Origin of the sequence: Advenella alkanexedens (assembly GCF_019132845.1) — a bacterium.
Lineage (GTDB): Bacteria > Pseudomonadota > Gammaproteobacteria > Burkholderiales > Burkholderiaceae_B > Advenella > Advenella alkanexedens.
Window position 1 is genome coordinate 132,328 of sequence record NZ_JAHSPR010000007.1, and the last position, 20,599, is coordinate 152,926.

Sequence of the window (20,599 nt, forward strand, 5' to 3'; positions counted from 1 at the left end):
TTACTCCTGTTTTTCCGGGTTGGCAGGCAGGCCAAGGCTGGCCAGTGCCTGTGTCCAGCGGGTTTGCAAGGTGGCATCAATCTCGCCGTAGGCGGTTTGCACATACCAGCCGCCCGGTTCAATGCCGGGGTCTGCTTTCAGGCGAATATGGTCGGGCAGGGGCAGCTGACCGCTTTTTTCAATCAGTTCGTAATCCTCGGGGTTAAGCTGCACTTCCATGGCCTGGGTCACGCCCGGTGGCTGGGTAATGGCTTGCCTGATCAAGGGGATTAAATGTTCGGGGTGCTGTTTCAGCTCTTGCCCAATCACATGGCGGGCAATGGTGGTGGCCAGTTCAATAAGCGCCTGGCCCATGCTGGCATCCAGGCTGGCATATTGCTGTTGGGCCTGTTCGGCCAGGGCCAGCAAACGGGCCTGCTGGAAAGCGGTCAATTTGGCGGCCGCTGCCAGTCCTTCGGTATAGCCCTGTTCATAGCCGGCATCGTAACCTTCCTTGTTGCCGGCGGCCAATCCTTCGGTGTGACCGGTGGCATAGCCCTGTTCCTGGGCTTTTTGCAGGGTGTTTCTGCGCTCTTGTTCAAGCTGCTGCTGGCGTACCAGTTCCGGGTCGGGCTCGGCCTGTTGTTGCGCCTGCTGCTTTCTAAGCGTTTCAGGGTCAACAATCGTCTCCATTTTCCAGGGTGACCAGCCGCTGCCGTCCATAGGCGGCTGTTCCGCATTTTTCTTGAAAACCGGATCGGCAAGCACCAGGGTATCAGAAAGGTGTTTGGGCTTAGACGTAATCATCGTCAGAGGTTTTGCTTAGTGAAATCTGGCCCGTGTCGGCAAGACGGCGGGCAATACCGATAATCGCACGCTGTTCGGCCTGAACCACCGATGCACGGACGCGGTTCATATCCTGTATCTCGTCACGCAGCATTTGTGCCGCACGGTTGGACATATTCTTGAAGAAGCACTCACGAACTTCCTCACTGGCGCCTTTCAGGGCCAGTACCAGCATATTATTGTCGGTAATTTCGGCCATAATGGTTTGCAGGGTAATATCATCCAGATCGGCCAGGTTCTCGAAGGTGAACATTTCTTCCTGAACGCGTTGTGCCAGCTCGGCGTCACGCTCTTGCAAGTGCGTAATCATGGAGGTTTCCAGGCCGGCATTCATGGTGTTGAGGATCTCGGCCGCAGCACGAACACCACCCATTTTGCTGCGTTTGGCGGTTTGACCGGAAAGCACGCTGTTGAGTACATCGGTCAGTTCGCGCAGCGCGGTTGGCTGTACCCCGCCAAAGGTGGCGATACGGACAATCACATCGTTGCGTACCCGTTCGGTCAGCAGTGCCAGGGTATCGGCCGCCAAATCGCGATCCAGGTGAACCAGAATCGTGGCGATAATCTGCGGGTGTTCACCGGCAATCAGTTCGGCAATATTGGTCGGTTCAAGCTGGTTAAGGGCTTCAATGCCGTTTTCCTGCTTGGTCAGGTCAAGAATGTCTTCCAGAATGCCTGCGGCCCGATCGGCACCCAGGGCCTTGTTCAGAATGGCGCGGATATATTCCTCGGAGCCCAGGTTGACCGACAAGAACTGGTCGGCATCCTTGCGGAACTGTTCCAGCACCTGATTCACGCTGTTGCGCGTCATGTTTCTCATGCCAATCATGGCGGCGCCCAGCTCCTGAACCTCGTGGGCACCCATGTGGCGCAGTACCTCAGCCGCGGCTTCTTCGCCAATGGACATCAACAGGATCGCACAACGTTCCATTTTATTTTCTGCTGTCATCATCGTTTTGATTTATCCAGGATCTAAGTACCATTGCCACGGCACGTGGGTCTTCGGTTGCAATTTTCATGACCACTTTAAGATTGTCTTCGTAGTGATCATGCTTGACAGGGATTTCGGACTGGGCTTTGCGTTCGGCTTCAGCCTGTTGCAAGGCAGCCTGTTTTTTCTCAGCCAGCTCCATGTTTTTACGTTCTTCCAATGAGCGGATAAGCGGTTTGAATGCCTTCAGCCAGATCAGCATGACGGCGATAAACAGCAACAGGTATTGTCCCAGGGTTTTGGCCAGGGCATGTATTTGCGGGTCTTGCCACACCGGCATGTGCGGTTCTGAGGTCGTGAACTCGCTATTGACCACATTCAGGCTGTCACCGCGCGCTTCGGAAAAGCCCACGGCTTCCCTGACCAGGGCATTGATTTGCTGCATGGTGTCTTCGGGCAGGGGAGTGGCTTCACCGTTTTCGTTTTCGCGGAAATTAACCACCACGGCAACGGAAAGCCGTTTAATGGTGCCGACTGAATCCTTGACGTGACTGATGGTGCGGTCAACTTCGTAGTTGATGGTGGCGTTATTGGTTTGGCTGGCCGGGTTCTGCACCGTGGTGGCGGTAGCTGCCGTGGCATTGGTGCCTGGCGGGTTTTCAATGGGGGCAACCGGTGGTGCAGGGGGCTCGTTGGACAGGGCACCCGGAATGCCCATGGGCTGGCCAATGCCGGACTGGGCCGTGCGGTTGGTTTGCTCGCTGCGAATGGCAGCTTCATCGGGTTTCTGGTTGGGGCGAAACACCTCGGAGGTTTGTTCGCGCTGGGCAAAATCCAGGCTGGCACTTACCTGGGCATGCACATTGCCACGGCCCACTACCGGTACCAAGATGGAAATAATGCGTGCCGTCAAGCGCTGTTCCAGTTCATCGGTAAATTTAAGATGTGTCTGGTTGGCCCCAAAGCCTTCAAGGCCGGCACTGGAAGACAGCAGGCGGCCACCTTGGTCAACAATGGAAACATTTTCGGCCGTCAGGCCCGGAACGCTGGAGGCCACCAGCCAGGCAATGGCGGCAATTTGCCCGTCACCCAGGCTGCGACCGGGGCTAAGGGTGACCAGGACCGAGGCGGTGGGCAGTTTCCGGTCACGGACAAACAGGGTTTGCTTGGGAATGGCCAGGTGAACCCGGGCGGTTTCCACCGAATTCATGGCTTCAATAGAACGGGCCAGCTCGCCTTCAACCGCGCGCTGGTAGGTAACCTGTTCGGCAAACTGGCTGGCCCCGAACTGGGGGTTGTCCATGAGTTCAAAACCAACGCCACCGCCTTGCGGCAGGCCCTGTTCGGCCAGCATCATGCGGGTTTCATGCACTTTGTCGGCGGGTATCAGAATGGCAGAACCGTTTTCATTGAACTGGTAAGGTACGTTCAGTTTTTCAAGCGCGGATACAATCGCGCCACCGTCCTTGTCTTGCAGGTTGGAAAACAGTACCTTGTAGTCGGGCCCACGCATCCACAGCAGGCTGACAATGATTAACGCCACCAGGCCAGCGGCAGCACCCATTAATACCGGGCGCGGTAACACCAGCAGGCGTTCCACAATAGGGAAGCGGGCAGCAAGCTTATCCAGTCCGCTCATGCCGGTCTTCCTGTAAACCGTAAGGCAGTTAATGCTGTGAATTCAATAATGACCATGGGAAACAACAAAAGACAATTATCCAGTTAAACTTTTTCAGACAGGTATTATCACCTGTCCGGGTGTAAAGCAATCAGGCGTTAAAGCGGGGTTTTTTGGCTTATTCGGGCTATTGAAACAAAAGGGCTGGGGGTAATATGTGGCATATTCGTTTTATTTGCCACTTAGTGTTACGTCAGGATATTTCTATGCAAGCCATCTCGCCATTAGCCATTTCAGGCATGAATTCATTGCAGCAACAAATGAAAGCAATGGCCAATGACGCAAAAGCCGGTAAGGTTTCCCTGCAATTGGGCAGCATGCAGCCCTTAAACGCACCCGCCGCAGGTGTTACCAAAGCCTCTTTTGCCAGTGAACTGGATGCCGCCATCAAAAGCATCTCGGCAACGCAACAAGCCGCCAACACCCAGGCCGAACAATTTATCCTGGGTAAACCGGGGATATCGTTGAACGATGTCATGATAGACATGCAAAAGGCCAGCATTGGCTTCCAAAGTGCGATCCAGGTCAGGAATAAACTGGTTCAGGCTTACCAGACCATTGCCAGCATGGCGATATAATTCAATGCTCCTCCTGCGCAAGGGGGGGTGAAGCACCGGGGTGGATTTACCTTTCCTGCGCCGCTTCCAGTGAATAAATCCATGCCAACAACTCAGCCACGACGGTATACAGCTCGGGCGGGATTTGCTGGTCCAGGTCCACTTGCATCAGCATGGCCACCAGTTCCGGTGATTCATGTACGGGTATATTGTGCTGTTTGGCCAGCTCGATAATGCTTTGTGCAATATTCCCCATGCCCTTGGCAACCACCTTGGGTGCCGGGTCGGTGGCATGGTAAGCCAGGGTGACGGCCGTTTTACGTGTTTCAGGTATGCCTGGCTTATTCATCACGCTTCCTCTTTTTGCTCAATCACAGACTGAGATTGACTCGGGTCGGTGAATACCTCAAATGAATGGGTTTCCAGGCCCAGTGCCTGCAAACGGCGGGTAAATTCGGGCATGTGCTGCAACAGCAGGGATGTGGTACTTTGATTGTCTTTCAGTTTGGGGTTGTCAATAACCTGATATTGCGCCTGCACGTGATTGTCAATAATCTGCACCATGATGCGGATTTTTCCAAGCTGGGGCAAACTTAACGTTAAGGTGGTTGACCAAGGGGTATGGGCTTCGCCCTTATCCTGGTGTGTCGCTTCACTACCGGCATCATTTTTTTCTTCTTCGGGCCGGTTGGCCGGTTGCTGGGCGGCAAAGGCTTGTGGGTTGTCTTTCTGGATTTCCCAGCTCATGGCAGCCCCTTGCCAGGCTTCACCCTGCCATACAATACGTTGTTGATGGTGCATTTCCAGCTGCTGCTGGACCAGGCTGGCCAAAGGACCGGATAGCGCAGGAGGGGCGGCTTCTGCCTTGCCCTGGGTAAGGGCCGGGAACAGGGAGATATGCCGGTTGATTTGCTGCTCTGCCTGTTGTTCTTTTAGCAACAGCGCCTTGGGGTGATTGGCCAGCTCTTTTAAATTACCGTTGCTGCGTAAAAGGCGCCATATAGTGGCCTCATACGACAGACCTGGCCGGGTAATTTCACGGGTTAAGGTTTCGCGGATGATGGATGCAAAAAGGCTGGAACCTAGCGCCCGTATTGCTTCTTCTTTTAACGGCGTGCCAGCACTTGTTGCCTGGGCACCTGCTGCACCCGCAGCGCCTGACGAAGCCCCGCCGCTTGTCTGCAAACCCGCTCCACCCGTGGCTGCGCTGTCAGCCGGGCGCGACAGATAAGATAATAACTCTTTGGGATTTTTGGGGATGATGGGTGCCTGGTTGGGGTTGCTTAATGGCGCAGCCTGTTTAGGCATATGCTCAAGCAGGGCAAGAACGCTTTTTGCGGCATTGCTCCAGCGGGTGGAGGTGGACTTCAGTGGGGGGCGGGCTGCGGCATCTGCTGCATTACTGCCTGCCTGGCCAATTGCCTGCTGACTGCCTGTATTGTTTGCATTGCCAACTTGGGCGCCCTGTAAAGCGGTACGCTGTCCCAGCGTTGCCTGCACATTTTGTGCCATCGCCTGGAAATTGCCGGTTTGCAAACGTGCCTTGGTGGCGCTTTCCAGTGCCTCGGGCCGAGCGGCCGAGCTGGTGGGCAGGACCAATTGCCGGCTACGGGCCGATTGCAGCTGTCCCTGCGCGGATAACGTCACACCGAGCGCGGTTTCCAGTCGTTGTACAAGAAGAGTGCTTATGCTGCTTGATGACATAAGCCATGCCTACCCCGCCAGCTTCATACCAGAATAAGCCTTGACCATTTTCTTTTGCTGGCTGCGTGTGTGCAGCAATTGCGACAGCCGTTTCATTTCAGGAGAAACCGCATCACGCACGGCAGCGTCATGCATTAGCACCTGGCGCAACAAATGCGAGCAGATTTCCTTTTCTGCCTTGTTGTTGGGCTGAAGATTGGCCTTGTTGCGAAGCACTTCCACCTCATGTACATAACTTTGACCCAGCGAAAGCGTGGCTTCCCAGTTTTCCTGCCGGGCTGCCTCTTCCATTTGCCGGGTAATGTTCACCAGCTGCTGGTAGGCTTCTATAACGCAGCTATTGCACTCGGGGGGGAAAGGTCCCGTGGCATTGGCTGGGTTAGCCTTATTGCATTCTGAAGGATAAAAAGTCATTTCAATATCTTCTGGTTTGGTAAAAGTAAACCAACCCTATTTACGGGGCTTATTAGCGGTGGCTGTTTTCCAGGCACCGGTAATATCATCAAGCATTTTTTCAACAACATCCAGATGCGATTCCTGCTGGTTCACACTGGCTAACAACAAGTGCTGCGACATCAACCTGAAACTGAGAATCATATTCCTAGCCGCCTCGCCGGAAGATTCGTCAATGCCGGGAATAAGGCCTGAATCGATAATACTGATGGCTTTTGAAATATTTTCACCGCGTTTGGCAATATCGCCATTCTGGAAATACAGCCTGGCTTTTACAACGCAAGACTGAACGGCTTCCAGCATGATGGTGATCAGCTCTTCGGGAGAGGCGGCAAGTACCTGTGTTTCAAGACCTGTTTTTGCATAAGCCTTAACAGGGTTCTGGCCATAAGCCACGTTAGTTGTGTTCATCATAATATGAAATAAACCCTTAAAAATCAATCATTATTTACTGCTACTGGTATTCCACATGGACAATTGCTGGCTTAAATAGGCCGATGTCCCATTCATTTTTGCAACCAGTGAATCCAGCGCGGTAAATTGGGCCCGGTAGCGTTCCATCGTGGCTTCAATTTGCGCCTGTTTGCGCTCATATTGCGAATCCAGGTCTTCGATGCGTGTCTTGGCGCCATTGCTGGCCGTGGTCACAATACCGCTGGTACTGTTAATCAGACCCTTGGTAATATCTTGTGTATACGTGGCAATACCGTTGGTTTTGTCCTGGAACAGCTTGGCAATGTCGTCACGGTTTTCTGCCAGGGCTTTGCTGAATTTAGCATCGTCCAGCTTAATAGTGCCATCGGCCTGGGTACGGATGCCCAGGTCGGACAGTGTTTTAAACGCACCGCCATTGCTGCTTTGGAAACTCATGATGCCGCTTAAACGGGTCTGCACCGTACGGGCTGTGTTGTCACCGTTCAATATGCTGCCGCCAGCCCCTTCGGTATAGGCCGTGCTGCTTTTAATGAACTTCTGGACATTGTTATAAGCGTTAATGAATTCATTAATGGCTGACTTGGTTTTGTCATCATTGCGCGTAACTGTTAGCGTTTGCGCTTCGGTATCTACCTTGCTTACGTTCAGGGTTACGCCCTGGATCACATCTTCCAGCTTGTTAGTGGCCTGGGTCACTTTAATCCCGTTTACTTTAACAATTGCATCAGACGCAGCCTGCTCGGTCATGCTGGCTTTGTTTAGCAACGTGCCCAGCGCACCATCGTTACCCTCCACGGTAATTTCACTAATGGATGCTTGTGTTCCGGTAGCGGTAGTGCTAATCATTAAGCGGTAAGGGGTGTCAGAGCCATCGTTCATGATACTGGCGCTCAGCCCCAGTTCTTTGTCGGCATTAATGGCTTTGGCAATCTCTTCAAGAGAAGTGCCTTTGCCGGTCAGGTCCAGGGTTTTTACTTCGCCATTTTTCAGTGTAAATTTAACCACGCCACCCGTGCCGTTCGCTGCGGCCTTGTCAGCCACGCCATTGGCAATAAGCGTTTGGGTGGACGCCAGGGATTCCACTTTAATGCGGTAACTGCCCGCCACCGCAGAGCTGCTGGCACTGGCGCTAAAGCTCTCACCGGTTTGGCTGGCCGTGTACTGCCCAAAAGTCGTATCACCTTCAAACGCCTTGGCGGCGGTTTGCAGTTTTTCTACCGCGCTGGACAGTTGGCCATAAGCAGACAGGCGTGCGTTTTCTGTGCTTTTACGCTGGGTGATGGTTGTTAATACGGATTCTTCGCTGGTGCGCAGGCCATCTAGCAAACTGGATAAATCTAAACCTGAACCAACGCCAATGCTGGAAATGTTAGCCATAATATAAACTGTGTCTTTGTGTTGGGGGATTGTTTTCGGATATTGAGATTAACGGCAGACTTTTGCGAATCTTTAATTAATATTACTACTAAATAAACATTAAAAACCAGACCAGCAGAACTAAAGAAAGAGAACCGGTGAACAGAAACCGCTGGATTATGACAACAATTACAAGACTGCCTGTCATAATGACAGATAAACCCGCTTTCCAAAGCACCAATTACCCGTGAAACCCGGCCTAGTTCTGCCTATTGAACGCAAGCAAAATCGTTAATAATGACAAAATGTATACCAACCACATTCATTGTGCATGAGCAAGGCTACGTTACCAAGACCCTCTATAGAGCAGATATTGCGCGAACACGCACCCTTGGTGCGTAGCATTGCCCTTAAAATGATGGCCCGGCTGCCCGCCAATATAGAACTGGATGACCTGATCCAGGCCGGCATGATTGGCCTGCTGGACGCCGCCCAGCGTTTTGAAAACACCGGTGCCGCGCAATTTACCAGCTATGCCAATACAAGAATACGGGGTGCCATTACCGATGAGCTGCGCCGGCAAGACTGGCTGCCCCGCACCCTGCGTAGCAAAAACAGCAAAATCCAGAAAGCCATGGCCCAGGCCCAAAAAAAACTGGGCTATGAACCTGGTGATGAAGAAATTGCCGAAGAGCTGGGTATTACCGTAGACGCCTACCGCGAACAACTGCACGATGTGGGTACCGTGCATGTGGTGCATTACGAAGACTTCAGATTTGATAGCGACGAAGGCGAACGGGAAAACAACCAGCTGGACAGATTGATGGGGGGCAGCGATGAATACAGCCCGCAAGCGGCCCTGCTGAATGAAGAATTCAAACACACCCTGGCCGAATGCATTGGCAAACTGCCTGAAAGGGAACAGCTGGTACTGTCTTTAATATTTGAACAGGCCTTGAACCTGAAAGAAATAGCCGCCGTGCTGGATCTGACCGAGGGCAGGGTATCGCAATTGCGCTCGCAGGCTGTTTTGAGGCTGCGTGGGATGCTGAAAGAAGCGTATTGGGACCAGTTGCCGGAAAATTTTTAATAAAAAAATAAAAAATAATTAAAAAATATTAAAGAAATAAAAACCGGGGCCGTTAATAAGAACATAAACCGGTAGTAAGCCTTCAAGACAAAGGTGTTATGACTTGGTTTTTCTTGAAGTGATCTTATTTTTTTGGAGTGTTCCATGTCTGTAATTAATACAAACTATCTGGCTCTTGTTTCCCAGAATAACCTGACAAAATCCCAAAATGCTTTGGGTTCTGCGATTGAGCGTCTGTCTTCCGGCTTGCGCATTAACAGCGCCAAGGACGACGCTGCTGGTCAAGCTATTGCTAACCGCTTCACTTCCAACATCAAGGGTCTGACCCAGGCTGCTCGTAACGCCAACGATGGTATCTCCATCGCTCAGACGACTGAAGGCGCGTTGAACGAGATCAACAATAACTTGCAACGTATCCGTGAACTAACGGTTCAGGCTCAAAACGGCTCCAACTCCGCGTCTGACATTGACTCCATTCAAGAAGAAGTCAATCAGCGCCTCGAAGAAATTAACCGTGTTGCTGAACAAACCAACTTTAATGGTATCGAGGTTCTGAAAAGCTCTTCGGATGAGACTTTCTCCATTCAAGTAGGTGCTAAAGATAATGAGACCATTGATATAGCAATTAAGGGTAATGGCACTTGGAATAAGTGGGATGCTAGCGGCACCGTCCCTAGCACAGCTGTAAATGGTGAGGCTCGTCAAGTTGCCGCAAAAGGCTTTGACGTATTGTCAGCAGCAGCAAGTACGGCTGATATCGATACTGACTCCTATAATTACGCGATCGCTCAGTTTACTACTGCCGAAAGCCTTGCTAATAACGACAATACTAGCCTCGTCAGTTATAACGACGACAAGAGCTTTGCCATAATCGATACCACTAGTGGCTCAGAGGTTGCTTATTCCGCCTCTATTGACGCAGATGGTAAAGTGGCTTTGGGCAATAAACTTAGTGGAACTGCCGCTGAAGCAGCACTAGCATCGACGGATACTATTGCTAATAATGCCACTGGGGTAAGTATTGCTGGGGGTAGTTCCAACGCTTTATCCACATTGGACAAAGCTTTGAAAGCAGTTGATGAGCAACGTAGTAATCTTGGTGCAATTCAGAACCGTTTCCAGTCTACAATCGCTAACCTGAACAACACCATCACCAACCTGTCCGCAGCTCGTTCGCGCATTGAAGACGCCGACTATGCAGTCGAAGTCTCCAACATGACTCGCGCGCAGATTCTGCAACAGGCTGGTACCTCAGTTCTGGCCCAAGCCAACCAAGTGCCGCAAGGTGTCTTGAGCCTGCTGCGTTAATTCCAAGCAGTATTGGGGACGGGCAACCGTCCCCATACAGAACCAAGAAGCCGCCTTTCCTTCGGGACTGGCGGTTTTTCTATAGGCGGCTGTTGGGGCGGATGAAATCAGCTCTCATCGCAAAATCACTTTCTTCTTGATCGGCGTTCCATCGCTTCCCACGACGGTCCGGTATCCATAGAGGCCAGCCGATTCCAATTTATTTCGAACGGTATTGTCGCTGACGCTGACGCCTTCTTCTCTCAATGCCTTACCGATCTGACTAGGATTGGCATACAGGCCAGATCGAGCCATATCGGCAATCCGTTTCTGCAATTCGGCCGGAAGCGACATTCCATTCCGCTTGGGTGCACGGCTTTTAGGTGGCGGCACGACGGCCACTCCGGTCTCGTTGATATTCTCCTGCACGGAATCCCGCCAGCGATTGTAAGTGCTGCGGGCCAGTCCCACATCCTTACACGCCTGTGTGATCGTCTTTCGCTTGCTCTTGTCGTAGTGGTTGACGGCGCTATGGACGGCTTGTACCAGTTGCGTTTTCTCTTCCTGAGATAGCTGCTTACTCATCAAAAAACTATAACACATATGAGACAAACAGCAGCCTTGATTCCTGTTTTTCCGACTGCATTCGATAAATACCCGGCCACTTGGTTTCCTACGGCTTTTGCCGGTGATACCGAGTGGCCTCATCTCATCATTACGAACTCATCGGCATATGCCAATGGGGTCTCAATTTCACGCGAAGGCGACTTTGTGATCAGGAACGTGGGGTCAGTCGTTCAGGATATTCGTCGGGCATTTGGAAATGCCCTTGGTGAAACTATGCCCAAAATATCTGTAATGGAGATGGTGAAGTGAACCACATACACGGAATCACCAGACAGGCAAAACACCAAAGAAAAGACAAAATATCCCTTTAATCAACATTTCCCTCTAACCACTTCATTGAATGGATGTTGATCAAATGACCGACCTACACCACATATCTCACATCAGTCCGCCCGTAAAGGGAACAACGACACAAATAAAGGACATACATGACCACGCATCACAACACCCAATCCCTACAGGGAAACAGCCATAACGGCAACAAAGCCATCACACTTGATGACATCAGATCTGCCCTTATGAATGAATTCCATTGCAACACATCTCTCACAGATCGAGAGCAATTCCGGCAAAGACAAAGGGAACAGCATATCTATGACATCACTCAGCAAGGATTCGACTGGCTCGTCACATTAACATTCAAGTACAAGAAGACCGATCACGACAAAGTCGTTTCGCTCGGAACGAAGCTCTTCGACTTATTGAGTGCGGATCTATATGGCAGAAGATCAAAGAAGCGAATCATCCACTTCTCCGCCATTGAGCGACATAAGGACGGGTCACTTCACATCCATGCCTTGATAAAACAACCCAAGCCTGATAACCCGATTGGGGCCATGGAAATGCAAGACCTGATTAAGCGGAACTGGTACGACGTGGCCAGCACCAATTTAGATGTGTCTTCGTCGGGAAATGACTTGGAGAGATATTGGTTCCGGCCTATCAATCCAACTGAACTCTTCCAGGTGGGCCAATATATCACCAAGGACTGCTATCGGTACGACGACACAATCATCTATGACCTGTGTTGCCTTACCGGGCGGAAAGTTGTTTAAAAGCCAATCTTCGACTTTACACAACATTCTGCGAGGCCCGTTCTATGGGCCTCTTTTCCTTCATGGGTATCTGGCTTCAGCCGTCAGTTTCATCAGCTTTTCTTCGTCCACGACATTCAGAGTACCCGAGTGAAGGTATCGGCGGGACCACTCGGACAGAAGCTGCTTGATGCCCCTTAGCGCAGCCAGAACAAGCTCTTGCTCATCTGCTTCGGGATTCCTGTCGATCACATCCTTCACGGATGTTCCAAGACACCCGAAGAATTCCAGTTTATTGAAGTAATTCAGAATCCCATGGGCATCATGCTTCAGTCGCTCGAAGGTCGCATGCAGGGCACCTGCGTGACGCGTCATGATCGCCGTGTCGGAATCCCGCAGGTACCGTAAGGCCACGACATCTTCCGTGGGCTCCATGATGACGGTACCGGCACCACGCCAATAGATGGGGTTGCGCTGCGCTCTCTGACGATTTCGGAAGCGTTCATACATGTGGCGATCCTCCTCTTTCAGGAAGTCATCCTGCTCGGCTTCCAGCAGGTAAATGATGATCAGCGCACGCAGCCGGAAGAAGCCAACATACCAGATGTCGTAATCCAGCTTTGCAATGATGTCAGAAAGCCGCTCTTTGCGCTTCTCCACGGCCATTAAGACCTGATAAAAACCATCATCTTCCAACAGCTCAGAAAGCCGCTCGGTGATCGTCACCCGAAGCTTCGAGTGACGATCATACAGGTTTAGTTCGGAGATAATTTCCACACGGTTCTGCTCGGCAATTTCCCGAAAATGGGATGCGAACTGCACCCAGTGATCTGCAAGCCGATTCGACGTTTTGAACTGCCTGTGGATGGCATTTACGAACCGGTCCACAGCCTGCTTGTAGAGCGCGACAAGGTTTTTGTCCGGCATTCACTCCCCCTTCCTGTTCAAAATCCCTTTACGGCAGAAAGCCCGCATTTCTCATTTCCACTGAAGAGAATGTCGCGGCAATATTCTTCATTCTGCTGTCCAACACTCGGCCAGAAACATTCGACACATAATCGGACACGGAATTGGTGGCTGCCAACAGAGTGTCGTTGCTCAAATGCGCGTACCGCTGGGTGGTCTTCACGTTCGAGTGGCCCAGTATTTTCTGAACTTCATAAATGGATCTTCCCTGGTTTACCAGAAAGCTCGCGTAGCTGTGACGTAGGTCATGCAGCCGAACATCCTTAATACCTGCATCCTTCCGGACTCGATTCCATGCATGAAAGATATTGACGTATGGCTGCATCGTGGCGGGGTTGAAGAAGATGTAGTCCACACCTGGAACCCGATCAACATTGCGAAGCAGTTGAATTGCGCCAGTGGATAACGGAACGTATCGCGTGATACCGCTCTTGTTGAATTCAATGCGCCAGATTCGGTTCTGAAAATCGATATCGCACCACTTCGCGCCCAACACTTCATTGCGTCGTGCGCCAGTGAGGATCAGCATGATAATGATTTCCTTGATCCTGGGATGGTCAGACCCATCCAGTTCGGCAATCAGTCTGCGTAGTTCTTCATTGCTCAGATACCGGTCTCGCAAATTGTTCTCACGGAGCTTGCGAACTGCTGAAATCGGATTGGATGCCACCCCCTGAATCTCCCACTCCAGAGCACAGCTGAAAGTTCTGTGAGCGACGTTCAGCATTCGATTGGTGGACGATGGTTTGAAGCGCTTCTCTTCCCGATGCTGCCGCAACAATTCGATAGCGTGCTGCTTCTTGATCTCGTCCATGTACAGCCCGCCCAAGACAGGCAGGATATGCAGCCGCAATTGCGCCTCATCAACCCGCCAACTACGTTTGTGGGTCTTCATGTAAGGCAGATAGCGCTTCAGGATGAAATCGCGATAGGTCGGGACGGTTCTGCGCTGGTTCTTTTCAACGAAAGGATCGTCGCCCAGACTCAGGCGAGCCAGCAGTTCCTTTGCTTTGTTCCTCGCGTCTGCCAATGACATGATTCCTGCATCGGCAAATCTCTTTTCCTTCGTACGGCCATGCGTATCCACATACCGGATGTAGTAGGAACGACGCCCACTGTCCGAAGCCTTGATGAGTAGCCCAGGAAGCCGTGTGTCAAAATAATCGATCCTGCGCTTACCTGTCGGGCAGAGCATGGAGTCGACAACTTGTTGGGTCAGTAATGTACGAGGCAGAGGCAGAATCACACAGAACCAATAACGATACTAATAGTATCATTTAATGCTTGTTCAGTATAGGACGCGATTCTCGATTGCTATGACGACCACAGATAATAAAACGCAAACACGGATTGCCATGGTAATGCGGTCGATTCGTTCGGCCATTGGATACAACCAAATCCAGTTTGCCGAATTGATCGGCAGCTCCAAGCCCACGATTGCTCGAATTGAAACTCTTGAAATACCGATGAAGGATGAGCTTTACGCCCGTATGGTCGAACGGCTCGAAGAATTCGGTATCAAGATTGATTCCAATCAGGACGGGGTGAGCCTGCATTTTGATGAGCGGGCCATCGCAGTCCTGGAAGGCAGGTTGCAAGACGCCGACCTAAGACGGCCTGATCGGAAGAAATAGCCCGTCCCCAAACGGGCACCTTGGATATCGTGATGGCTGGGCAACGTAGACAGCCCGTAGAAAACTTGCCGACAAAGACGGCCAATAAGTCATTGATTCTTATCGTGCCTGCGTCAAATCCGTACGGTCGGAATTCCCGGTTTTTATCGACAAGCCGTAGTCACAGAGTAGTAATTTCTGGAAATCGGAATAAAACCCTTGTTTTTCACATTATTATCAGCGGCTTACGGAGAGCGTTATCAACAGCGCCAAGGACGACGCTGCTGGTCAAGCGATTGCTAACCGCATGACTGCGCAAGTGCGCGGCTTAACGCAAGCTGCACGTAACGCCAATGATGGTATTTCTATCTCTCAGACTGCTGAAGGATCGTTGAACGAAATCAACAGCAACCTGCAGCGTGTCCGTGAGCTTGCAGTACAAGCACTGAATGAGACCAATTCGGCAGACGACCTCGCCTCTATTAACTCAGAAGTAAAGCTGCGTCTGGAAGAAATTGACCGAGTAGCCAACAAAACTGAATTTAATGGTACGTTCATTTTGAAGGATGACGCTGATCTTGACATCCAAGTTGGCGCACGGGATGACGATACTATCACCATCACCGGCATGGATGCGCAAGTGGATGCAATTTTCGCTTCTACTGATACCGGCGCGCCGACTTTCACCATCACCAAAGACGACGGCATACTAACTACGGCAGATCCGGCAGAGGTCGCTGCTGACGTGTTGGCGCAAATTGATGCGGCGATCAAGAATGTGGACACTATGCGTAGTGATCTTGGTGCGGTGCAAAATCGGTTTGAATCGACCATCTCTAACCTGAATAACACCATTACTAATTTGTCTGCATCCCGTTCGCGCATCGAAGACGCCGACTACGCAGTCGAAGTCTCCAACATGACTCGTGCGCAGATCCTGCAGCAGGCCGGCACCTCGGTTCTGGCACAAGCCAACCAGGTTCCCCAGACTGTGCTGTCGCTGCTGCGTTAATTCCAGGCAGTATTGGGGACGGGCAACCGTCCCCAAATGGAACTACGAAACCGCCTTTCCTTCGGGACTGGCGGTTTTTTTATTTTACACATACTCGTTGTTTATGCTTGTTCCATGCTTCGCGTGGGAATACAAATTGCATTTTCTCTATTTGAGTGAACCCTAATGCCTGAATAAAAAACTCAGCTGCTCCTGTAAAAAAAGTGTGAGGGTTTTGATGGCTGCCGAGGACAGGTGAGGTTTGGGGGTTGTTAAAATATACAGGGTGGCATCAATTTCCTTGATGCTGAATTCGGGGAACAATACCTTCAGGGTTCCTTTCACGACATCTTGTTCAACGACATAACTTGGCAGTAGCACAACACCCAAATCATTTCTTGCCGCTTCAAGCAGAAAACGGAAATTTTCCGATTGCAGTTTGGGATTCATTTTTATTTTAAAATTATCATTATCTGAAGATAAGTTCAGTGTTTCATACAGTTTATTGGATGGACATAAATAACCCAGATTGACCAGCCCTTTAATATTCTCTGTATTGACTTTGTTTTTTCTTATGTAATACGGAGAAGCACATAGACGCCAGGTAATATCACTTACTTTTTTGGCGACATAGTCTTTGGGAGGCTCGGAAACAACACGGACAGCGACATCAATCTGGGATTCAATTAAATCATTGACCCGATTGGAAAACATGATCTGTAAATTCAATTGAGGGTATTTTTTCTTGAATTCAATCAGTATGGGTTGCAGAATCAGTTCGCCCAACCCGGTTGGAACACTTAATCTGACATTGCCCATAGGCTCAGATCCTAAACGCTGTATTTCCTGGTGGGCAGCTTCAATTTCATTCAGCATGCCAACCCCATGCTGGTAAAGCACTTCACCTTGCTGGGTGAGTTCCAGTCGTCTTGTGGAACGTCGGATCAGCTGGGTTTGAAGCAGGCTTTCCAGCTTTTTCAGGTTCTTGCTGACTTGGGACTTGGTGGTTCCGTGACGTTTGGCTGCAGCGCTTAAGGTACCCGTGTCAATAATGCTTACAAAAAGCCGGACCAGGTTTATATCAAAATCAGATGTATTAATCATAAGCTCCTCTTCTCCTTATTATTTTATTGTTTCCTGTAAAGAAACATATATTATCGATTTTAAGGCATTGTTTCCATAATATGGTGTTGATACACTAAATTAAAAAGGAGACAAACAAATGAAAAACGAAATATTTTCACCCGGATTATTCAAGGGCCAGAGCGTATTGATTACTGGCGGAGGTACGGGGCTGGGGTATGGCATGGCAGAAAAACTGGCCAGCCTGGGAGCGACACTGCATCTATGTGGTCGCAGAAAAGAAGTGGTGGATGAGGCAGCAAAATTACTTCATGAAAAATATCCCGGAGCGGAAGTATTTACGCACGCTGTCGATATTCGTGATGCTGCAAAGGTAGATGCCTTAATTCAGGAAATTTGGGATAAACACGGGGGCGTTGATGCACTTATCAATAATGCCGCCGGAAATTTTATTTGCCCAACCGAAGATTTGACGGTTAATGGTTTTAAGGCAATTACGGAAACTGTACTGAACGGAACTTTCTATGTGACCCAGTCTGTTGGCAAACGCTGGATCGAAAGCAAGCGTTCAGGATCTGTTCTTTCAATTGTCGTAACCTGGGTATGGACAGGTTCACCTTTTGTGGTGCCATCTGCCATGTCAAAATCTGCCGTTGATACGATGACCAAATCCCTGGCAATAGAGTGGGGCAGACATGGTATACGGTTTAATGCCATTGCACCCGGGGTAATTCCAACTGAAGGGGCTTCAGCACGTTTGCGTCCAACTGACGACAATACCGAAAACCTGGTTAAGCAGAACCCTATGCAAAGACTTGGCAAAATGAGTGATATCGCGCAATTGGCCGCGTTTTTGCTTTGCCCCCAGAATGACTGGATTAACGGCCAGACCATCGCATTGGATGGTGGGGACTGGTTGGCCAACGGTGCCTATTTCAAACAGTATTTTGAATGGACAAAAGCGGATTGGGAGCATGCACGGAATGTTATTAAAGAAAAAACAAAAAATGCATAACGAGGAAAAAATGTCCAGAAAAGTCATTGTTGAAAAAAGGGAAGTTGAGGCTGGAATTATTGAATCCAATGCCAGGAAACTGGCTGCCGGATTTGATGCTTTGGGCGTGCAGGAAGGTGATGTTATTGCCGTTATGCTCAGGAATTGCCAGGCTTATCTGGAGGTGATTCATGCAAACAGGCAGGTTGGCTCGTATTATTGCCCAATCAACTGGCACTTCAAGGCGGAAGAGGTAAAGCATATCCTGCTTGATAGCGGGACAAAAATCCTGATTATGCAGGAAGAGTTCTGGGATAGCCTTAGTACGGTCATTCCTGCTGATATGACAGTCATTCTTGTTGGTGATAAGGCAGATACCAGTCAAACTCAGACGCGTCATCTTAAAAATTATGCCTCATGGCGAGACGGATTTAAAGAGCGCACCGCTTACTCCCGGACTCCACGGGGGCATATGGCTTATACATCGGGAACGACCGGTAAGCCCAAGGGGGTGGTCAGGATTCCATTCAATCCTGAAGAAAGACTGGAAAAACAAGATGAAATGCGGCTTATGGTCCAGCAAACACTGGGGCTGCTACCTGATAGCCGTGTTTTGTTACCCGCGCCTTTATATCATAGTGCTCCCAGTCTTTTTGCACAGTTTGCCCTGCAAGAAAGCGAGTTGTTTGTGCTGACGGAAAGGTTTGATCCCGTTGAATTATTGAGTCTGATTGAAAAGTACAAAATTGAGATTGTGTATATGGTCCCGATTATGTATGTCAGGTTGTTAAAGCTCGATGAGAAAATTCGCAGGAAATATGATGTTTCTTCCTTGCGTTTTATTGCGTCTACAGGTGCACCTTGTGCGCCTGATGTAAAAAAAGCCATTATTGACTGGTTTGGTCCTATTGTTTATGAAACTTATGCCTCCAGTGAGGTGGGTTTGATTACGCTGGTTGATTCGGAACAGGCATTGAAAAAGCCAGGTACAGCAGGGCTTCCGGTAGGAAGGGCCATAATCAGGATTTATGATGAAAATGGTGCTGAGTGTGAACCGGGCCAAATTGGTTATATCTATGTGCGCCAATATGCCTATACCGATTTTGAGTACCGCAATAATCCTGCAGCAAGGCAGAAAGTTGACAGGGATGGTTTAATCAATCTGGGTGATATGGGCTATCTTGATGAAGACGGTTATTTGTTTGTATGTGATCGTCAATCGGATATGGTGATTTCGGGTGGTGTGAATATATATCCGGCGGAAATTGAGGCTCAAATTTTACAGTATCAGGGTGTGGCGGATTGTGCCGTGTTTGGGGTGCCCGATGATGAATTTGGTGAAAGCTTGCTGGCGTGCATTCAGCCCCATGAAAACGCAGATATAAAAGTGGAAAATTTACGGGAATGGCTTTCAGAAAAAGTAGCCAGATATAAAGTACCGAAGCAATTGTTGATCAAACATGATTTACCCAGGGATGATAATGGAAAAATTTATAAGCGGTTTTTGCGTGAAAAATACTGGGAGGGAAGAAGCAGAAAAGTTTAATTTTCAATTATTTTAAGTATTTATATTAAATAATAAAATCAGGAGACATATTAATGAAAATGACGTTTATGAAAAAAATAATGCTCACCCTTGGCTTGTGTGTCAGTAGTGCAGCGGTACAGGCTGCCTATCCTGAAATGCCGGTGAAGCTGGTGGTGCCTTATACACCGGCGGGGGCGGCAGATCAACTGGCCAGGGCATTGGCTGACAGTGTAGGAAAACATCTCAATCAAGCCATTGTGGTTGAAAACAAACCAGGTGCCAGTACTCGTATTGGCGCTTCGTTTGTTGCGCGTTCAAAGGCGGATGGTTATACGCTTTTCCTTGCAAGTAATTCCAGTATGGTTTTGAATCCCATGTTGTACAAGGATTTTCCTTATGATCCTGAACGTGATTTTGAAATGGTTTCAGTCGTGGCGGAAATGCCGCTTATTGTAATTACCAATGATAAAACAGGCTTGAATACCCTTGATAAGTTTGTGGAAGAGGCCAGGAAAAACACAGAGAAGTTGAATTATGCGTCGATAGGTACGGGAAACCCGCTGCAACTGGCGACTGAGATGCTTTTGAGTGAGTATGATATTAAAGTAACTCATATCCCCTATAACGGCAGTTCACCGGCCCTTACTTCCCTGATGGCAAATGATACCCAATTAATGATTGATGGTATCAGTACCTCGTTGCCATTGATCAAAGATAATCGGGTAAAGGCTTTGGCGGTTACAACCTCAAAGCGTCTGGGTGTCTTGCCTGATGTACCTACTGTCGCAGAGCTTGGCAACTCAGATTACCAGGCATCTACATGGTTTGGTGTTGCAGCGCCCAAAGGTACCCCAAGTGAAGCGGTTGATAAATTACGGGAGGCTATTGATAAAACCCTGAAGGATGAAGCGTTCCAGAAAAAATTTGAATCATTGGGTTTATATATTCAGGAACCAAAATCAAGTGAAGAGCTGGCTCAATTTGTAAATGATGACAGAGCTCGCTGGAAGTCGGTCATTGAGAAGAATCAGATTGTTCTTGAATAATCTGTGATGGTGCAAATACTTCTAGCTCCCACGCTGGAGCATGGGAGCTAGAAAAATGTGAGTTGATTAGCATCGCTCGTGCTCGTTCCCATGCTCCGCGTGGGAATGCAGTTGTAGTTGACTCTTTCATGTGAGTTGATTAGCATCGCTTGTAACTCATCCCTTACGTAACTGTCCGGTAAAGTCATCTTTTCAAGTCGCTAATAAAATATGAACATACTTGTCCACTATCGCAAATGGACACGTATGGACTATCTAGAAGAAATCAGCCCGCAACCAACCCCGTTACCCCGTCGGCGGACGCACAGCCCGGCCTTTAAATCCCATCTGGTTGCCTTGTGCAAAAACTCCGCCGTATCGGTAGCGGCCATTGCCCGCGCCCACAACATTAACGACAACAT

At 49.6% G+C, this 20,599-nt stretch carries 22 protein-coding genes; 10 read left to right on the top strand and 12 right to left on the bottom strand.

Annotated features, from left to right (window positions below):
* Genes KU392_RS10440 through fliF form a run of 3 tightly spaced genes read right to left on the bottom strand, consistent with a single transcriptional unit; the run spans position 1 to position 3,395 of the window.
* Positions 1 to 786 (bottom strand): flagellar assembly protein FliH, encoded by a 786-nt coding sequence (locus KU392_RS10440; protein WP_217735237.1) that lies wholly within the window; start codon positions 784 to 786, stop codon positions 1 to 3.
* Positions 773 to 1,777, bottom strand: coding sequence for a flagellar motor switch protein FliG (gene fliG / locus KU392_RS10445; protein WP_217735238.1), 1,005 nt, complete (start codon positions 1,775 to 1,777; stop codon positions 773 to 775). The genes KU392_RS10440 and fliG overlap by 14 nt, the downstream gene beginning before the upstream one ends.
* Positions 1,758 to 3,395, bottom strand: a complete 1,638-nt coding sequence (fliF, locus tag KU392_RS10450) for a flagellar basal-body MS-ring/collar protein FliF (RefSeq protein ID WP_217735239.1) — start codon at positions 3,393 to 3,395, stop codon at positions 1,758 to 1,760. Before fliF ends, fliG begins: the two co-directional genes overlap by 20 nt.
* A 254-nt stretch (positions 3,396 to 3,649) precedes the next feature.
* On the opposite strand from fliF, the gene fliE reads away from it, so the two are divergent.
* Complete coding sequence (gene fliE / locus KU392_RS10455) at positions 3,650 to 4,012, top strand: flagellar hook-basal body complex protein FliE (RefSeq protein ID WP_425514656.1); 363 nt, start codon at positions 3,650 to 3,652, stop codon at positions 4,010 to 4,012.
* A 46-nt stretch (positions 4,013 to 4,058) separates the two neighbouring features.
* On the opposite strand, the gene KU392_RS10460 is transcribed toward fliE, so the two are convergent.
* The 5 genes from KU392_RS10460 to fliD are packed head-to-tail and all read right to left on the bottom strand — an operon-like array spanning position 4,059 to position 7,960.
* Positions 4,059 to 4,340, bottom strand: a complete 282-nt coding sequence (locus KU392_RS10460) for an EscU/YscU/HrcU family type III secretion system export apparatus switch protein (RefSeq protein WP_169294884.1) — start codon at positions 4,338 to 4,340, stop codon at positions 4,059 to 4,061.
* Positions 4,340 to 5,695, bottom strand: a complete 1,356-nt coding sequence (fliK, locus tag KU392_RS10465) for a flagellar hook-length control protein FliK (protein ID WP_217735241.1) — start codon at positions 5,693 to 5,695, stop codon at positions 4,340 to 4,342. Before fliK ends, KU392_RS10460 begins: the two co-directional genes overlap by 1 nt.
* Positions 5,696 to 5,704: 9 nt before the next feature.
* Positions 5,705 to 6,109, bottom strand: coding sequence for a flagellar protein FliT (locus tag KU392_RS10470; RefSeq protein ID WP_169294882.1), 405 nt, complete (start codon positions 6,107 to 6,109; stop codon positions 5,705 to 5,707).
* Between the two features lie 36 nt (positions 6,110 to 6,145).
* The gene (gene fliS, locus KU392_RS10475; protein ID WP_217735242.1) at positions 6,146 to 6,562 is read right to left on the bottom strand and encodes a flagellar export chaperone FliS; all 417 of its coding nucleotides are present in this window, start codon (positions 6,560 to 6,562) and stop codon (positions 6,146 to 6,148) included.
* Positions 6,563 to 6,592: 30 nt separating this feature from the next.
* Positions 6,593 to 7,960 (bottom strand): flagellar filament capping protein FliD, encoded by a 1,368-nt coding sequence (gene fliD, locus KU392_RS10480; RefSeq protein ID WP_217735243.1) that lies wholly within the window; start codon positions 7,958 to 7,960, stop codon positions 6,593 to 6,595.
* Between the two features lie 310 nt (positions 7,961 to 8,270).
* Between fliD and KU392_RS10485 the strand changes: the two genes are divergently transcribed.
* Positions 8,271 to 9,029: an RNA polymerase sigma factor FliA gene (locus tag KU392_RS10485; protein WP_217735244.1), complete on the top strand. Its 759-nt coding sequence runs from the start codon at positions 8,271 to 8,273 to the stop codon at positions 9,027 to 9,029.
* A gap of 144 nt (positions 9,030 to 9,173) precedes the next feature.
* The gene (locus tag KU392_RS10490; protein WP_217735245.1) at positions 9,174 to 10,337 is read left to right on the top strand and encodes a FliC/FljB family flagellin; all 1,164 of its coding nucleotides are present in this window, start codon (positions 9,174 to 9,176) and stop codon (positions 10,335 to 10,337) included.
* Between the two features lie 114 nt (positions 10,338 to 10,451).
* On the opposite strand, the gene KU392_RS10495 is transcribed toward KU392_RS10490, so the two are convergent.
* The gene (locus KU392_RS10495; RefSeq protein WP_217735246.1) at positions 10,452 to 10,901 is read right to left on the bottom strand and encodes a hypothetical protein; all 450 of its coding nucleotides are present in this window, start codon (positions 10,899 to 10,901) and stop codon (positions 10,452 to 10,454) included.
* Between the two features lie 470 nt (positions 10,902 to 11,371).
* On the opposite strand from KU392_RS10495, the gene KU392_RS10500 reads away from it, so the two are divergent.
* Entirely contained in the window at positions 11,372 to 11,998 is a 627-nt protein-coding gene (locus KU392_RS10500; RefSeq protein WP_217735247.1) for a rolling circle replication-associated protein, read from the top strand.
* A gap of 60 nt (positions 11,999 to 12,058) precedes the next feature.
* Here the strand turns inward: KU392_RS10500 and KU392_RS10505 are convergent, their stop codons facing one another.
* The gene (locus tag KU392_RS10505) at positions 12,059 to 12,904 is read right to left on the bottom strand and encodes a hypothetical protein (RefSeq protein ID WP_217735248.1); all 846 of its coding nucleotides are present in this window, start codon (positions 12,902 to 12,904) and stop codon (positions 12,059 to 12,061) included.
* A gap of 28 nt (positions 12,905 to 12,932) precedes the next feature.
* Positions 12,933 to 14,189 (bottom strand): tyrosine-type recombinase/integrase, encoded by a 1,257-nt coding sequence (locus KU392_RS10510; RefSeq protein ID WP_217735249.1) that lies wholly within the window; start codon positions 14,187 to 14,189, stop codon positions 12,933 to 12,935.
* 109 nt (positions 14,190 to 14,298) lie between these two features.
* Between KU392_RS10510 and KU392_RS10515 the strand changes: the two genes are divergently transcribed.
* Together KU392_RS10515 and KU392_RS10520 are read left to right on the top strand one after the other, a co-directional pair.
* Positions 14,299 to 14,577, top strand: coding sequence for a helix-turn-helix domain-containing protein (locus tag KU392_RS10515; protein WP_217735250.1), 279 nt, complete (start codon positions 14,299 to 14,301; stop codon positions 14,575 to 14,577).
* Positions 14,578 to 14,863: 286 nt separating this feature from the next.
* Positions 14,864 to 15,568, top strand: coding sequence for a flagellin (locus tag KU392_RS10520; protein WP_281421611.1), 705 nt, complete (start codon positions 14,864 to 14,866; stop codon positions 15,566 to 15,568).
* 162 nt (positions 15,569 to 15,730) lie between these two features.
* On the opposite strand, the gene KU392_RS10525 is transcribed toward KU392_RS10520, so the two are convergent.
* Positions 15,731 to 16,651 (bottom strand): LysR family transcriptional regulator, encoded by a 921-nt coding sequence (locus KU392_RS10525; RefSeq protein WP_217735251.1) that lies wholly within the window; start codon positions 16,649 to 16,651, stop codon positions 15,731 to 15,733.
* Positions 16,652 to 16,781: 130 nt separating this feature from the next.
* Here KU392_RS10525 and KU392_RS10530 point away from each other — a divergent pair, with 130 nt between their 5' ends.
* The 4 genes from KU392_RS10530 to KU392_RS10545 form a co-directional block, all read left to right on the top strand.
* Positions 16,782 to 17,645 (top strand): SDR family oxidoreductase, encoded by an 864-nt coding sequence (locus tag KU392_RS10530; protein ID WP_217735264.1) that lies wholly within the window; start codon positions 16,782 to 16,784, stop codon positions 17,643 to 17,645.
* 10 nt (positions 17,646 to 17,655) lie between these two features.
* A complete protein-coding gene (locus KU392_RS10535; RefSeq protein ID WP_217735252.1) occupies positions 17,656 to 19,170 on the top strand; it encodes an AMP-binding protein in 1,515 nt (504 codons plus the stop codon).
* Positions 19,171 to 19,223: 53 nt separating this feature from the next.
* Complete coding sequence (locus KU392_RS10540; protein ID WP_217735253.1) at positions 19,224 to 20,198, top strand: Bug family tripartite tricarboxylate transporter substrate binding protein; 975 nt, start codon at positions 19,224 to 19,226, stop codon at positions 20,196 to 20,198.
* A 210-nt stretch (positions 20,199 to 20,408) separates the two neighbouring features.
* Positions 20,409 to 20,599 (top strand): transposase (locus KU392_RS10545; RefSeq protein WP_217735254.1); only part of this gene is annotated, 191 nt, incomplete at its 3' end.

What these genes read in the sequence shown, in the direction of transcription:
- KU392_RS10440 (WP_217735237.1), bottom strand. Translation starts at nt 786, where the DNA reads ATGATTACGTCTAAGCCCAAACACCTTTCTGATACCCTGGTGCTTGCC.
- fliG (WP_217735238.1), bottom strand. Translation starts at nt 1,777, where the DNA reads ATGATGACAGCAGAAAATAAAATGGAACGTTGTGCGATCCTGTTGATG.
- fliF (WP_217735239.1), bottom strand. Translation starts at nt 3,395, where the DNA reads ATGAGCGGACTGGATAAGCTTGCTGCCCGCTTCCCTATTGTGGAACGC.
- KU392_RS10460 (WP_169294884.1), bottom strand. Translation starts at nt 4,340, where the DNA reads ATGAATAAGCCAGGCATACCTGAAACACGTAAAACGGCCGTCACCCTG.
- fliK (WP_217735241.1), bottom strand. Translation starts at nt 5,695, where the DNA reads ATGTCATCAAGCAGCATAAGCACTCTTCTTGTACAACGACTGGAAACC.
- KU392_RS10470 (WP_169294882.1), bottom strand. Translation starts at nt 6,109, where the DNA reads ATGACTTTTTATCCTTCAGAATGCAATAAGGCTAACCCAGCCAATGCC.
- fliS (WP_217735242.1), bottom strand. Translation starts at nt 6,562, where the DNA reads ATGATGAACACAACTAACGTGGCTTATGGCCAGAACCCTGTTAAGGCT.
- fliD (WP_217735243.1), bottom strand. Translation starts at nt 7,960, where the DNA reads ATGGCTAACATTTCCAGCATTGGCGTTGGTTCAGGTTTAGATTTATCC.
- KU392_RS10485 (WP_217735244.1), top strand. Translation starts at nt 8,271, where the DNA reads ATGAGCAAGGCTACGTTACCAAGACCCTCTATAGAGCAGATATTGCGC.
- KU392_RS10490 (WP_217735245.1), top strand. Translation starts at nt 9,174, where the DNA reads ATGTCTGTAATTAATACAAACTATCTGGCTCTTGTTTCCCAGAATAAC.
- KU392_RS10495 (WP_217735246.1), bottom strand. Translation starts at nt 10,901, where the DNA reads ATGAGTAAGCAGCTATCTCAGGAAGAGAAAACGCAACTGGTACAAGCC.
- KU392_RS10500 (WP_217735247.1), top strand. Translation starts at nt 11,372, where the DNA reads ATGACCACGCATCACAACACCCAATCCCTACAGGGAAACAGCCATAAC.
- KU392_RS10505 (WP_217735248.1), bottom strand. Translation starts at nt 12,904, where the DNA reads ATGCCGGACAAAAACCTTGTCGCGCTCTACAAGCAGGCTGTGGACCGG.
- KU392_RS10515 (WP_217735250.1), top strand. Translation starts at nt 14,299, where the DNA reads ATGGTAATGCGGTCGATTCGTTCGGCCATTGGATACAACCAAATCCAG.
- KU392_RS10520 (WP_281421611.1), top strand. Translation starts at nt 14,864, where the DNA reads ATGACTGCGCAAGTGCGCGGCTTAACGCAAGCTGCACGTAACGCCAAT.
- KU392_RS10525 (WP_217735251.1), bottom strand. Translation starts at nt 16,651, where the DNA reads ATGATTAATACATCTGATTTTGATATAAACCTGGTCCGGCTTTTTGTA.
- KU392_RS10535 (WP_217735252.1), top strand. Translation starts at nt 17,656, where the DNA reads ATGTCCAGAAAAGTCATTGTTGAAAAAAGGGAAGTTGAGGCTGGAATT.
- KU392_RS10540 (WP_217735253.1), top strand. Translation starts at nt 19,224, where the DNA reads ATGAAAATGACGTTTATGAAAAAAATAATGCTCACCCTTGGCTTGTGT.